Below are 12,648 nucleotides of genomic sequence, written 5' to 3' on the forward strand. Positions count from 1 at the left end.
TCCGGCCCGCATTGCTCCGGCGCGTCAGTAGCCGCGCGTCTTGTCGACCAGGTGCGGAATGGCCTCGCCGCGCTCGAAACGCATGACGTTGCGGGCTATTTCCAGTACGGCGATGCGCGGATGGGTGGGCGCCGCCACATGCGGGCTGACCCGGATATCGGGATGTCGCCAGAATGGATCGCTCTCGGGCAACGGCTCGATGCGGAAGACGTCGAGGACGGCGCCGCTGAGCTGGCCGCTGTCGACGGCAGCAACCAGGTCGGCATCGACGACATGGCCGCCTCGCGCGCCGTTGATGAAAAAGCCACCTCTGGCCTGGGCGTTGAACAGGTCGGAACCGACGATGTTTTCCGTCTCTGACGTCAGGGGTAAAAGATTGACGAGAACATCGGCGCCGGTGACTGCAGCCACCAGGCTATCCCTGCCGGCAAAGGATTGCGCACCCTCGACAGTGCGGCCGCTGCGGCTCCAGACGCGCGTCTTGAACCCGAAGGCGACGAAGTGCCTCGCAACGGGTGTTCCCAATGCACCGGCGCCGAGGATGGTCACGATGCGCTCATGGGCCAGCTTTTCGGCTTGCGGCTGCCAGCGCAATTCGCGCTGGAACCGTTCGTAGAGGCGGATGTTGCGGTGCCAGGACAGCGCCTCTGCCAGTACCCATTCCGTCATCCCTTCCGCCAGCCCATCGTCCACCATCCGCACGATCGGCGTCTTCTCGGCGATTTCGCCGGAACGCAGCAGGTGCTCGATGCCTGCGTTAAGGCTGAGGATAAGCTTCACCTCCGGCAATGCGACCATCAGGCCGGCCTTCGGACGGCCGACGACGAGATAGTCGATCGGCGCTTCGCCCAGCTGCGGCATGTCGATGAGGATCTCGTGGGCGGGAAGTGCCGCTTTGAAGAGGGCAGCCAGCTCTTCGCTGCCTTCGGCAATCAGTAGGCGTTTCATCATTCCATCCTGGTCTTGGCTGCTGTCCGTGCGCACGCGCTCGCCCTTCTGTCGACCATCAGGGCGATCGTCGACAGAAAGAGAGGGTACGGAGGCTAAATCAGTGGGTCGACAGTTCCGTCTGGAACTCTTCGATCGAGCGCTCGAAGATGTCGAAGATATCGTTGATCTGGCTCTGCGTGGTGATCATCGGCGGGCACAGCGCCAGCGAATCGCCGATGGCCCTGGCAATCAGTCCGTTGTTCTGCAGGATGGCAAACAGTTTCGGTCCGAGCATGCCGGGTGCAAAGCCTTCGCGGGGCGCAAGCTCCAGCGCACCGATCAGGCCGGCGCCACGGGCTTCGATTGCCAGTGGGTGTTCGGCCAGGCCCTTGAGGCGCGACAGGAAGTTGCCGCTGAGATCGCGGACGTTGCCAACCAGATCGCGCTCCTCGATGATCGCCAGGTTCTCCAGCGCCACCGCCGCAGCAACGGGATGGCCGGCGGCCGTCACGCCATGACCGAAGGTGCCGATGACTTTGGATTCGTCGGCTATCGGCTGGTAGACCCGGTCGTTGATCAGCAATGCCGAGATCGGCAGGTAAGATGAGGAAAGCTGCTTCGACAGGGTCATGATGTCGGGGCGCATATCGTATGTGATCGATCCGAACATGTTGCCGGTACGTCCGAAACCGCAGATCACCTCGTCGGCGATCAGCAGGATGTCATGCTTGGCAAGCACTGCCTGAATGGCGCTCCAGTAGCCTTCCGGCGGCACGATGACGCCACCGGCGCCCATCAGCGGTTCGCCGATGAAGGCTGCGATCGTTTCCGGCCCTTCGGCCATGATGATTTCTTCGAGCTCTGCGGCCAGCCGCGCCGAAAAGGCCAGCTCGCTTTCGCCGGGCTTGGCAAAGACGCGGTAGTGCGGGCAGCCCGTATGCAGGATACCCGGCATCGGCAGGTCGAACGAGCGATGGTTGTTCGGCAGTCCCGTCAGGCTGGCGCTCGCAAGCGTTACGCCGTGATAGCCTTTGACGCGGGAGATGATCTTCTTCTTGGCGGGAAGGCCCAGCGCATTGGCGCGATAGCGGATCATCTTGACGACGGTATCGTTGGCTTCAGAGCCTGAATTCGTGAAGTACGCCTTCGACATCGGCACAGGCGCCATGCTGATCAGCTTTTCGGCCAGGTCGACGGAGGGTGCGTGGCTCTTCTGCGTGAAGGTGTGATAGTAGGGCAGCTTCTCCATCTGCCGGGCCGCAGCCTCGACAAGTCGCTTTTCGCCAAAGCCGACGCCGACGCACCAGAGGCCGGACATGCCTTCGATGTATTTCTTGCCCTCGTTGTCGTAGACATAGATGCCTTCGCCGCGCTCGATGACCAGTGGCCCTTCGGCCTCGTTCTTCCGCGCGTTCGTATAGGAATGCATGTGGTAGGCGGCATCGCGCGCCTCGACGGAATTGGCTTTATAGGTCACGAGCGTCTCCTTGAATCATCCTCTGTCTACAGTGCAGCAGCGCGCCTTGTTGTCAACGACAGCGTCGCTAGGGCAAGCGATTGGGCGGATTTCTTGACGCAGACCTGCCACTCGGCCGCGAACGACTTTTCGACATTTAATAAGGCTCCCTTGCAGTCACGAATTAGTGAACAAGTGTGACCTTGCATCGGAACCTTTGTTCCAACGGCGGGTTACAGACCCTGTGATACTCAGCCGAAATCGGCTCGATATACGCATAGGGAGTTCAAACATGTCCAAGATGCTTTCTATCGCCGGCCTCGGCCTGGCTCTCGCCGGCAGCATTCTCGTCGGCTCGGCGACCATTGCAAGCGCCCAGAACCTCGACATCCAGGTTGGCCCGAACGGCATACGTCCGGTCATCCGTGACCAGGACCGCGACCACGGCCCACGCGGCGAGTGCAGCCCCCGCGAAGCCATGGCCGCTGCGCGCGACGAAGGATACCGTCATCCGCGCATCGTTCGCGTCACCGATCGCCGCGTGGTGGTCGAAGGCATGACGGAAGAGGGTCTCGACCGCATCACCTTCGCCAATCGCCCCGGTTGCCCGGAAACCTGATCGAAAAATATACCAACCGCTTCAGCCCCGCTTTCACGAGCGGGGCTTTTCATTGCGGTGAAGGCGCTCCTGCCAAGGGTGCTGGAGGTTATCGAGCGCCTGTGCAACAAGCGTTTCGCTGACGGGACGAGTGGGCTGGATAGAGACGGTCATGCGTTTGCTTTTGAAATTTTTGCGGGTCGTCGCAATCCTGGCCGGTGTGGTCGTTGCTTGCGGCATACTCGGCGTGCTCGTACCCCACCCGCCTGCCCGAGATGTCGCCGACGCATCCAGAAACCATCGCATACTGATCCTCAGCAACCCTATCCACACCGATATCGCCATTCCAGTCGATGACGAACTTCGCAGCGAGTTCGACTTCCTGCCATCCGCCGGTCTCGATTTTAAACTCGATGGTGTCCGCTATGTCATCTTCGGATGGGGCGGGCGGGCGTTCTACACGGAGACGCCGACATGGTCGGAGCTGAAGACCATTCCAGTGCTGAAAAGCCTGACCCTTGATCGCTCCGTCATGCATGTGGAACTCGGCGGAGAAATTCCGGTGGGCAGCCCCTATGCCATGACGGTCAATCTCGATGACGCCGGCATGGCAGAGCTGCGCAAGGCGGTACGTCGGAGCTTTGCTGAAAGCGCCGGCGCCCCTTCCGTTTTGAATGGCTTCGCCTACGGTCCCTACGACGCGTTTTACGAGGCCAACGGGTATTTCAATGTGATTGCGGGCTGCAATACATGGACTGCGGCCATGCTGCGGCGCGCGGGTCTCACCACGGGATGGTGGACGCCCATGCCCTTCATGCTGCGGCTGGCGCTCCGGCTTCACAACGGTGCCGACAGCCTGCCCGCCGTGTCGTCCTAGAACTCGGACGGCAGGCAGGCCAGCGGTGCCGGCTCTCGTCATATGGCGAGCTTGGCCTTATAGTCGCCGGATGAGGATTCTCCTGGTCGAAGACAATCGCGAACTCGCATCCTGGCTCGGCAAGGCGCTGAGACAGGCGCATTATGCCGTCGACATCGTCCATGATGGCGAAGATGCCGAGCATTCGCTGAAAGTTGCCTTTTATGCCGCCGTCGTTCTCGATCTTTCATTGCCGAAGCTCGATGGTTTGACGCTGCTCAAGCGCCTGCGGCAGGGCGGCAACAAGGTGCCCGTCATTATCCTGACGGCGAACGCAAGCCTCGACGGTCGCGTTGCCGGATTGGATAGCGGCGCTGACGACTACCTCGCAAAGCCCTTTGAGATGCCGGAGCTCGAAGCCCGCATCCGCGCGCTGGTGCGCCGCGGTCACGACCGGGCAGCACCCGAGATTGTCGTCGGAGATCTGTTCTTCGACGGCGGGACGCGCCAGTTCAAGCTGGCGGGCGATCTCCTTGCACTGACGCCGCGCGAACACTCCGTTCTGGAGCATCTTGTGATGCGGGTCGGCGTGACAGTCAGCAAGGACCGCTTGTCGGAAAGCGTCTTCGGGTTTGATGACGCTGCCGATCCGAGCGCCATCGAGATCTATGTGCATCGCGTCCGCAAGAAGCTGGAGGGCAGCAGCGTCCAGATCGCCACCCTGCGCGGCCTCGGCTATATGTTGCGCCATGCGGAGTGAGGGCGACACCGGCTTCTTTGCAAGGCCAACCCGAGTATTCGCAAGATTGCGCGACAGTCTGCGCGTCCAGCTGCTGACATGGGTGTTGCTGACGCTCGCCGGCGTTATCTGCGTCAATCTCTATCTAAGCTACAAGTCGGCGGAGGCCACGGCCGATCTCGTCACCGATCACACGCTGCTTGCCGCGACGCGGGTGATCGCCGAGGCGATGCGGGTCGATGCATCAGGCACGGTCGAGGCCAACATCCCGCCGGCAGCACTCGAGATGTTCGATACCGGTTTCGGCGACCGGGTGTTCTATCAGGTCATCACCGCCTGGGGCGGCCTTGTGGCCGGCCTGCCGGACCTGCCGCAGCCGAAGGCCCCGCAGCTGGCCGAGGACGGCGTCTTCCGCGGCGATCCGGTGCGGGCCATGACCTTGATCCACCCGATCGTCGGTCTCGGCGAGGACGGGACCATTTCGGTGACGGTGGCCGTCACCCATAACAGCCAATACGCCATGCGCCGCCGCCTTTGGCTTTCGGATTTCACCAAGCAGCTGGCGCTGGTGGTGATCGCCAGCCTGGTAACGATCATCGGCCTGCAGCGGGGGCTGGCGCCGGTGCTCAGGCTGCGCGATGCAGTCAGGGAACGCGGTCGCAATCGGCTAGATCCGCTGTCGCCCGATATGGTGCAGAGCGAGCTGCAACCCCTCGTCCATGCGCTCAACGACCATATGGAGCGGGTACAGAACCAGATGGCGGCCCAGCGCCGGTTTGTCTCCAATGCCGCGCACCAGCTGCGCACGCCGTTGGCGCTGATTTCGACGCAGGCAAGCGTCGCCGCGCGTGAAGGCGACCAGACGAAGCGCGACGAGGCGCTGCAGGCGTTGCGTTTGAGCACCCGACAGGTAACGCGCCTTGCCAGCCAGCTGCTGACGCTGTCGCGCGCCGAGCCCGGCAGTCGACGCCCACGCAGCGATGTCATCGATCTCGCCGCCACTGCTCGTCAGGTGCTGGAAAGCCAGGCGGAGGAAGCGCTGCGCCGTCACATCGATCTGGGCCTGGAGGCCGAAGGGCCAGTGCATGTCGAGGGCGACGGCACGATGCTGCGCGAGATGCTGGTCAATCTGGTCGAAAATGCGTTGCGTTACGGCTGTCGCGAGGGCGGCGTCGTCACCGTTTGCGTGCAGCGCGATGGTGCGACGGCGATCCTGACGGTCGAGGACGACGGTCCAGGCATCGCGGAATCGGAGCGTGGACCGGTGTTCGAAAGGTTTTACAGGGTGATGGGCACTGAATCGGAAGGAAGCGGTCTCGGCCTGGCCATCGTGCGCGAGGTCGTTGACGGCGCTGGCGGCACGGTCGAACTCAGCGAGGCTTCGGCGGGTGGTCTGCTGGTCACCATTCGCCTGCCGCTGGCAGTCGTCCTGCCATAGAAAAGGCCGGGTTGGAGCCCGGCCCTTTCTGGATAGATAGGAAGATCTGATGCCTATTGGGCATCCATATGTTGCTGTGGCCGCCACTTGGCCAGTCGGTTCTCGACCATCGTCATGATGAACTCGGCAATCAGTGTGACGAACATAACGAGGATGATTGCAGCAAACATGCCGGCGGCATCGAAGGTGCCCTTGGCAATCGAGATCAACTGGCCGATGCCGTAGCGCGCACCGACGAATTCGCCGACGATGGCGCCGATGATCGCGAAGCCGAAGGACACATGCAGGCTGGCGAAGATCCAGCTCATCGCCGATGGCACGATCACTTCCCGTGTTACCTGCCAGTCGGAGGCGCCGAGGATGCGGGCATTGGCAATCATGTTGCGGTCGGCTTCACGCACGCCCTGGAAGGCGTTGGCGAAAACTACGAAAAACACCATGATGAATGCGAGCGCTACCTTCGACGCAAGGCCGAGGCCCATGATCATGATGAAGATCGGGGCAAGCACGACGCGTGGGATCGAGTTGATCGCCTTGATATAGACCGAGAAGATGTCGGCCAAGAACCGGTTGCGGCCAAGGCCGACGCCGACGAGGACGCCGGTGATCGAGCCTGCGAAGAAGCCGATAAGGGCTTCTTCCATGGTGACCCAGAGATTGTACCAGAGCGAACCTTCGGTCGTGCCCTCGGTCGCCCATTCGTAGAGGCGCGAGGCGATGGAGCTCGGACTGGAATAGAAGAACGGGTCAATTATGTTGAAACGTGACGTCAGTTCCCAGAGCGCGATCGTTATGACGAGAATGGCGATCTGCCAGAAGAGGACAAGCTGCTTGCGCCGGGCGATTAGCTTCAGCGCTGCTGCTTCGATCTCGGCATCCGAGGTGCCGGCGCGGAAAATCGGCGCGATGCCGGTTTCGAGTGTGGTGATTGACATGATCCGATCCTCCCTCAGGCTGCTTCGCTGGCGCGGCTATAGCTGGTCTCGACCTCCTGGCGGAGATCCTCCCAGATGGTCTTGCAATAATCGATGAAGGTCTGCTCGTAGCGGATTTCCGAGACGACGCGGGGACGCGGCAGATCGATCTTGTAGACCGACTTGACCGTCGCCGGTCCTGCTGTCAGCACGTAGACCTTGTCGGCCAGCGCCACGGCCTCCTCGAGATCGTGGGTGACGAAGACGACGGACGCCTTGCGTTCGGCCCAAAGCTTCAGCAGTTCTTCATGCATGACGGTGCGTGTCTGCACGTCGAGCGCCGAGAAGGGCTCGTCCATCAACAGGATTTCCGGCTCGTTGATGAAGGTCTGGGCCAGCGAGACGCGCTTGCGCATGCCGCCTGAAAGCTGGTGGGGATAATGGTGCAGGAAGCGGGTGAGACCGACGCGTGCCAGCCAGTCCTTGGCGAGGCGCTCGGCTTCCGCCTTCGACTTGCCGCGAAACAGCGGCCCGGCCATGACGTTGTCTATGACGTTCTTCCACGGAAACAGCGCATCCGTCTGGAAGACGAAGCCGACGCGCGGATCGATGCCGTCGACCGGACCGCCCATCAGGCGGACTTCGCCGGCGCTCGGCTTGTTAAGGCCGGTTACGAGATTGAGGGTCGTTGACTTTCCGCAGCCTGTCGGGCCGACGACGGCGACGAATTCGCCGCGTTCCACGGTCATGTTGAAATCGCGAAGTGCCGTCAGCGACTTGCCGGTCGGCGAGACGAAGCGCCGGCTGACATTGATCAGCTCGATCGCCGGTCCCTGGGCGTTATCCTGTTGCATTTTCATACCTGGTGCGTGCCTGTCTAGGGGCGTGCACGCCTTGCCCCGGACGATCGATGGACCGCTTCCGATGTCTGCCGGAAGCGGGCAAAAGCGTTTACTTGACGTTCTTGACGTATTCCGTCGTGTACGTCTTCGACAGGTCGATCTGCTTGCCCTTGACGTTCTTCGAGAACTCCGAGAGCACGGTCAGGACTGTCTTCGGACCATCTTCCGGCATCACGCCATCAGGCGTGAACATGCCCTTGCCGGCCTCGAGCGCCTTGATGTAGCCGTCCTTGTCGCCGACGTAGAAATCCTTCGGCATCTTGTCGGCGATCTCGGCTGCAGAATGGGTGTTGATGAAACGCAGCGTCTTGACGAAGGCGTTGGCCAGCTTCTGGGCCTCTTCCTTGTGGCTGTCGATCCACGCATTCTCCATATAAAACGAGGCTGCCGGATAGGTGCCGCCTAGGGCGGCGCGAGTCGATTCGACGGTACGCATGTCGACAAGGATCTTCGCCTCGTCTGTCTTAAGCATGCGCGAAATTGTCGGCTCGGTGGTCATGCCGGCCTGGATCTGGTCCTGCTGCATCGCGGCGATAAACGTGCCGCCGGCGCCGACAGGAATGGTGACAACGTCGCCCGGCTTCAGGCCTGCCTTGGATGCCATGTACAGCGTCAGGAAATTGGTCGACGAGCCGAGGCCGGTGACGCCGAGGTTCTTGCCCTTGAAATCGGCTGGCGACTTGATTTCGGGATGCTTGGTCGACACGAGCTCGACTTCGCCGGGCGCCTGGCTGAACTGCACGAGGGATTCCACGAACTTGCCCTTCGCCTGCAGGTCGACGCAATGGTCGTAGAAACCGACCACGCCCTGAACGGCGCCGGCCAGCAGCTGGTTCTCGGCGTCGACGCCGGCCGCTTCGTTCAGCAGCTCCACATCGAGGCCTTCGTCCTTGAAGTAGCCGAGTGCTTCCGTCAGCTTGGCCGGCAGGTAGATCTGCTTTTCGAAACCGCCGACCATGATGGTGATCTTGTCAGCAGCCTTTGCAGCGGTGGTTGCGCCGAGCGATGCAGCGGCCATGATGGCGGAAAGGGCGACGCAATGAAAAAATGCGTTGGAACGCATGGAATATCTCCTCCTGTTGTTGGCACCGTTCTCAGCCCTTGTCGGGCATGGGCTCCTCCACGATGCGTCTGCAACTTAGCGCTCCAACCTTTCATTCCGCTTTCAGTGGAAAACTTACGCGACACATCCCGTAATCTTTACTCGCGATGCCTGCGCGAAAGCGCTAGACCGAATATATTGCTGACGACCGAAGAGGGACAAACATGAAAATTGCGCTTGCAGCCTTGGCCCTGCTTTGCCTCGCCTCCCCCGCGCTGGCGATATCGCGCTACATCTCCACGGACCGTACATGCGGCGACGTGCAGCAGATTATTGCCAGGGAAAAGGCAGTCCTGCTGCGCTATTCTTCGCGCCGCAGCAACATACAGGTCTATGATCGTTACGTAACAGACAGCGCCAAATGCGACTTCGGATCCTATGCCGCCAGCGCCTATGTTCCGACCAGCGACAATCCCAGCTGCCCGGTTCGAAACTGCCGCTCATCCTCGGCTATCCAGCCCCGATAGGCGCTGCGCTCGCTGATCAAAATATATGCGGTTTGTGAAATTTGCATACAGAGCGCGTTTTTTACGCAACAGGTGTCGTTTTTCGAACAAATTTGGCATATATCGTACCGCAGCGTTTTCCTGAGCATTCCAAGTGGCTGAATGTTAGGGTTGTCATCCTTTTGATCCAGGAGACTGTGCAGTGACTGCAAAAGTACCAAACCCAATCGACATTTACGTCGGCTCACGAGTTCGTATGCGACGCCTGATGCTGGGTATGAGCCAGGAGAGGCTTGCCGACCAGATCGGCGTTACATTCCAGCAGGTCCAGAAATACGAAAAAGGCACCAACCGCATTGGTGCCAGCAGGCTGCAGACAATTGCCGGCGTTTTGGCGATCCAGGTCAGCTTTTTCTTCCAGCAGGACAATTCCCAGTCCATCACGACGGATGGCATCGGGCACTTGAACGGCCTCGACGACCTCTCCGAATTCCTGACCTCGAAAGAGGGGCTGGGATTGAACAAGGCTTTTATGAAAATCGGTGACGCCGGCATTCGCCAGTCAATCCTGACGCTCGTGACATCCCTTGCCGACGCATCCGAAGCCGCACCGGCAGCAGTCGCTGTGACGACAGAAGCTCCCATTACACTGCACCATTGAACGCACGGTCGTTTGACCGCTGAGCTGATCCAGAACGCGCGCCCTATGAAATCAGGGCGTGCGTTTTTTTTGATAACACCACATGCCTTTACAGGCGTATTGGCGAGTCTCTCATCTATAAATTCCTTTTAAAGTTGTAACTAAAAATGAGCCGCACCCAAACGCTGTGTCACGGCTGTTGTCACGCGCCAATGTCCAGTGTCTGCGCTATAGAAACCGCGGAATGCGAACAACTTCGGCAGCGCATGTGGGGCAGCAATGACAACGATACTTCCTAATGAAAACAGAGAGATCGATTCCGACACCCTAAAGGAACTGGCATCGATTGCGCGGCTCATCACCTATGCCCGCGAGAGCGCCAAGGGAATGAATGCCGAGTTTCCAGTCTGGTGCCTGGATCTGGCGCTTGGCGCCGTGCTGCAGGAAATGTATGCGGCCCGTGATCCAAAGTCTCTGATGGGCGAAATGGACGACGAGGTCTGCGCCATGGCGCAGCGCCACTGATCCGTCCGCATAGCTTCCTCAAGGGCGCGGCAGCGCGCCCTTGAGGAAGACTTCGAAACAACAGCGTAGATGTTCGTTTCTCGCCTCGCGGCTTGGCCAGTGGTCTAGATTGCCCGGCATGGGAGCCAGCGCTCCCATCACCATGCTGAGCAGCATACGGGCACCGCTTTCGGTATTCCGGATGCTGATTCGCCCGCGTTCGTTTTGTATCCGCAGCCATTCCGCAAGGAGGGTTCGCGATTGCTGCAGGCCGTGTTTGTGCAGCAGCCCGCCGATTTCCGGAAACCTCTCCGCCTCTCCCACGATAAAGTGAATGAACGCCTGGCGATCCCTGTCGACCTCCTCATCGATGTCGATCATGAAGATTTGCTCAAGCGTTTCCATCAGCGGCAGTGTCTCTGTCTCGTCGCGCGGAAGTGCCACCATCGATGCGCGATGAAGGTCGATCATCGCCATGAAAAGCTCTGTCTTGCTGGAAAAAAGCTTGTAGAGTGTCTGCTTGGAGACTTTGCAGCGCATTGCGACCAGATCCATTGTCGTACCGGCGTAACCCATCTGGTGGAAGGTGCTGCGAGCCTCGGCAATGATCATCCTGCGCCGTGTGTCGTCGCTTGCAGTCTGCGGACGGCCACGCGGGCGACGGACAGCTTCTGCAGCAACCGTTCCTTGAGTCTGATTTTTCATTGACAAACTCCGGGAGCAATTGACATTAACGGCTACAGATATATTTGCCATACCGTGTCGTACTGTAAATAACAGGACTGGAAACCGCAACGTGCAAAACTCCGCCTCCTCTTCGCATGTGTCGCAACGCTCGTCTGCTCCGACGGCCCGGGGCCGGAGCGCGTCGATTGGCAGGGTAGTTGCGCTCGCTGCGGCTGGCCTTGGTATGGCCCTGTTGGTTGCCGGTTGCAACGAGCAGAAATCCGGACAGAACAACGCGCCGGCGGTTAAGCCCGAGGTTTCCGCGATAGTGCTGCACCCGCAATCCGTCGCGATTACGGCGGAACTGCCGGGAAGAACCTCCGCCTACCTGACGGCAGACGTGCGCCCGCAGGTCGGCGGCATCATTCGCAGCCGAAACTTCAAGGAAGGCAGCGAAGTCAAGCAGGGCGATATCCTGTACGAGATCGACCCCAGGCCTTATCAGGCATCCTACGACAGCGCCGTGGCGGCGCTTCAGAAGGCGCAGGGTGCACTTCCCAGCGCGCAGGCGAAGGTCGATCGCTACAAGGGTTTGAGCCAGCAGAATGCTGTCAGCCAGCAGGATTTCGACGACGCCAACTCGACACTGTTGCAGGCGAAGGCAGACGTCGCGTCGGCCCAGGCCTCACTTGAAACCGCCCGCATCAATCTCGACTATACGAAGATCCGCGCTCCGATCGACGGTCGCGTCGATGCATCCACCGTTACCGTCGGCGCGCTCGTGACTGCCGACCAGACGACAGCGCTGACGACGATCAACAAGCTCGATCCGATGAATGTCGATGTGACGCAGTCAAGCACCAACCTGTTGAAATTCCGCCGGGCTGTCGACGAAGGCCGCCTGAAGACCAGCGGCGACAATGTTGCCGTGCACCTGACGCTGGAAGACGGCTCGACCTACAAGGAAACGGGCAAGTTCCAGTTTGCCAACGCAACTGTGGCTGAAACCGTCGGCACGATCAGCGTCCGGGTTATCTTCCCCAACCCGGACCGCACTCTTCTGCCCGGCATGTACGTGCGGGCGAATATCGAAGAGGGTGTGGCTCCGAACAGCTTCCTCGTTCCGCAGCGCGCCGTGGCTCGCAACACCAAAGGCGAACCGACAGCAATGTTCGTGACGCCCGAAGGCAAGGTCCAGGCCCGGACGCTGGTCGTCCAGCGCAGCTATGGCAACAGCTGGCTTGTCAGCGAAGGCCTGAAGGACGGCGATCGGGTGATCATCGAAGGCGGCCAGCGCGTCAAGGATGGGCAGGACGTCAACGTTTCGATGGTGACCATCGACGACGCGACCGGCAACATCAAGCAGGCTTCGGCTGACCCGAAAAAGTCGACGGATCAGGCTAGCCTCGTAAATACCGACAAGGGTGCCGCCAGCGGCATCGCGGAGTAAGCTGCAC

Annotated in this window: 14 protein-coding genes; 8 read left to right on the forward strand and 6 right to left on the reverse strand. The window is 60.5% G+C overall.

Annotated elements, in window-relative coordinates; genetic code table 11:
* Nucleotides 1–24: 24 nt before the first annotated feature.
* Both EQW76_RS14320 and EQW76_RS14325 read right to left on the reverse strand, forming a co-directional pair.
* Nucleotides 25–948: a glyoxylate/hydroxypyruvate reductase A gene (locus EQW76_RS14320; protein ID WP_161990950.1), complete on the reverse strand. Its 924-nt coding sequence runs from the start codon at nucleotides 946–948 to the stop codon at nucleotides 25–27.
* A gap of 100 nt (nucleotides 949–1,048) precedes the next feature.
* The gene (locus EQW76_RS14325; protein ID WP_142825049.1) at nucleotides 1,049–2,407 is read right to left on the reverse strand and encodes an aspartate aminotransferase family protein; all 1,359 of its coding nucleotides are present in this window, start codon (nucleotides 2,405–2,407) and stop codon (nucleotides 1,049–1,051) included.
* A 271-nt stretch (nucleotides 2,408–2,678) separates the two neighbouring features.
* Between EQW76_RS14325 and EQW76_RS14330 the strand changes: the two genes are divergently transcribed.
* From EQW76_RS14330 to EQW76_RS14345, 4 genes are all read left to right on the forward strand, one after another.
* The gene (locus EQW76_RS14330; protein WP_142825050.1) at nucleotides 2,679–3,005 is read left to right on the forward strand and encodes a hypothetical protein; all 327 of its coding nucleotides are present in this window, start codon (nucleotides 2,679–2,681) and stop codon (nucleotides 3,003–3,005) included.
* A gap of 151 nt (nucleotides 3,006–3,156) precedes the next feature.
* Entirely contained in the window at nucleotides 3,157–3,861 is a 705-nt protein-coding gene (locus EQW76_RS14335) for a TIGR02117 family protein (RefSeq protein WP_142825051.1), read from the forward strand.
* A gap of 70 nt (nucleotides 3,862–3,931) precedes the next feature.
* Nucleotides 3,932–4,600, forward strand: coding sequence for a response regulator (locus EQW76_RS14340; RefSeq protein ID WP_111221015.1), 669 nt, complete (start codon nucleotides 3,932–3,934; stop codon nucleotides 4,598–4,600).
* On the forward strand, nucleotides 4,590–6,017 hold the full coding sequence (locus tag EQW76_RS14345; protein ID WP_142825052.1) for a sensor histidine kinase: 1,428 nt from the start codon (nucleotides 4,590–4,592) through the stop codon (nucleotides 6,015–6,017). The genes EQW76_RS14340 and EQW76_RS14345 overlap by 11 nt, the downstream gene beginning before the upstream one ends.
* A 53-nt stretch (nucleotides 6,018–6,070) precedes the next feature.
* On the opposite strand, the gene EQW76_RS14350 is transcribed toward EQW76_RS14345, so the two are convergent.
* The 3 genes from EQW76_RS14350 to EQW76_RS14360 all read right to left on the reverse strand — a co-directional run bounded on the left by EQW76_RS14350 (nucleotide 6,071) and on the right by EQW76_RS14360 (nucleotide 8,896).
* On the reverse strand, nucleotides 6,071–6,952 hold the full coding sequence (locus tag EQW76_RS14350) for an ABC transporter permease (protein ID WP_142825053.1): 882 nt from the start codon (nucleotides 6,950–6,952) through the stop codon (nucleotides 6,071–6,073).
* Nucleotides 6,953–6,966: 14 nt separating this feature from the next.
* Nucleotides 6,967–7,785: an ABC transporter ATP-binding protein gene (locus tag EQW76_RS14355; RefSeq protein ID WP_142825054.1), complete on the reverse strand. Its 819-nt coding sequence runs from the start codon at nucleotides 7,783–7,785 to the stop codon at nucleotides 6,967–6,969.
* Nucleotides 7,786–7,882: 97 nt separating this feature from the next.
* The gene (locus tag EQW76_RS14360) at nucleotides 7,883–8,896 is read right to left on the reverse strand and encodes an ABC transporter substrate-binding protein (RefSeq protein ID WP_142825055.1); all 1,014 of its coding nucleotides are present in this window, start codon (nucleotides 8,894–8,896) and stop codon (nucleotides 7,883–7,885) included.
* Nucleotides 8,897–9,099: 203 nt separating this feature from the next.
* Here EQW76_RS14360 and EQW76_RS14365 point away from each other — a divergent pair, with 203 nt between their 5' ends.
* From EQW76_RS14365 to EQW76_RS29245, 3 genes are all read left to right on the forward strand, one after another.
* Complete coding sequence (locus EQW76_RS14365) at nucleotides 9,100–9,402, forward strand: hypothetical protein (RefSeq protein WP_142825056.1); 303 nt, start codon at nucleotides 9,100–9,102, stop codon at nucleotides 9,400–9,402.
* A 181-nt stretch (nucleotides 9,403–9,583) separates the two neighbouring features.
* Nucleotides 9,584–10,042 carry a helix-turn-helix transcriptional regulator gene (locus EQW76_RS14370; protein ID WP_111221020.1) on the forward strand — a complete coding sequence of 153 codons (459 nt, stop codon included), beginning with the start codon at nucleotides 9,584–9,586 and terminating at the stop codon, nucleotides 10,040–10,042.
* 258 nt (nucleotides 10,043–10,300) lie between these two features.
* Complete coding sequence (locus tag EQW76_RS29245) at nucleotides 10,301–10,546, forward strand: hypothetical protein (RefSeq protein ID WP_142825057.1); 246 nt, start codon at nucleotides 10,301–10,303, stop codon at nucleotides 10,544–10,546.
* An 18-nt stretch (nucleotides 10,547–10,564) separates the two neighbouring features.
* Here the strand turns inward: EQW76_RS29245 and EQW76_RS14380 are convergent, their stop codons facing one another.
* Nucleotides 10,565–11,230 (reverse strand): TetR family transcriptional regulator, encoded by a 666-nt coding sequence (locus tag EQW76_RS14380; RefSeq protein WP_142825058.1) that lies wholly within the window; start codon nucleotides 11,228–11,230, stop codon nucleotides 10,565–10,567.
* 205 nt (nucleotides 11,231–11,435) lie between these two features.
* On the opposite strand from EQW76_RS14380, the gene EQW76_RS14385 reads away from it, so the two are divergent.
* Nucleotides 11,436–12,641 carry an efflux RND transporter periplasmic adaptor subunit gene (locus EQW76_RS14385; protein ID WP_142825059.1) on the forward strand — a complete coding sequence of 402 codons (1,206 nt, stop codon included), beginning with the start codon at nucleotides 11,436–11,438 and terminating at the stop codon, nucleotides 12,639–12,641.
* Nucleotides 12,642–12,648 lie beyond the last annotated feature (7 nt).

It is taken from the genome of Rhizobium sp. rho-13.1, from assembly GCF_007000305.1.
GTDB classification, from domain to species: Bacteria; Pseudomonadota; Alphaproteobacteria; order Rhizobiales; family Rhizobiaceae; genus Rhizobium; species Rhizobium rhododendri.

Coding starts and splice junctions, on each gene's coding strand:
- EQW76_RS14320 (WP_161990950.1), bottom strand. CDS start 948: ATGAAACGCCTACTGATTGCCGAAGGCAGCGAAGAGCTGGCTGCCCTC.
- EQW76_RS14385 (WP_142825059.1), top strand. CDS start 11,436: ATGGCCCTGTTGGTTGCCGGTTGCAACGAGCAGAAATCCGGACAGAAC.
- EQW76_RS14345 (WP_142825052.1), top strand. CDS start 4,590: ATGCGGAGTGAGGGCGACACCGGCTTCTTTGCAAGGCCAACCCGAGTA.
- EQW76_RS14350 (WP_142825053.1), bottom strand. CDS start 6,952: ATGTCAATCACCACACTCGAAACCGGCATCGCGCCGATTTTCCGCGCC.
- EQW76_RS14380 (WP_142825058.1), bottom strand. CDS start 11,230: ATGAAAAATCAGACTCAAGGAACGGTTGCTGCAGAAGCTGTCCGTCGC.
- EQW76_RS29245 (WP_142825057.1), top strand. CDS start 10,301: ATGACAACGATACTTCCTAATGAAAACAGAGAGATCGATTCCGACACC.
- EQW76_RS14340 (WP_111221015.1), top strand. CDS start 3,932: ATGAGGATTCTCCTGGTCGAAGACAATCGCGAACTCGCATCCTGGCTC.
- EQW76_RS14355 (WP_142825054.1), bottom strand. CDS start 7,785: ATGCAACAGGATAACGCCCAGGGACCGGCGATCGAGCTGATCAATGTC.
- EQW76_RS14360 (WP_142825055.1), bottom strand. CDS start 8,896: ATGCGTTCCAACGCATTTTTTCATTGCGTCGCCCTTTCCGCCATCATG.
- EQW76_RS14365 (WP_142825056.1), top strand. CDS start 9,100: ATGAAAATTGCGCTTGCAGCCTTGGCCCTGCTTTGCCTCGCCTCCCCC.
- EQW76_RS14330 (WP_142825050.1), top strand. CDS start 2,679: ATGTCCAAGATGCTTTCTATCGCCGGCCTCGGCCTGGCTCTCGCCGGC.
- EQW76_RS14335 (WP_142825051.1), top strand. CDS start 3,157: ATGCGTTTGCTTTTGAAATTTTTGCGGGTCGTCGCAATCCTGGCCGGT.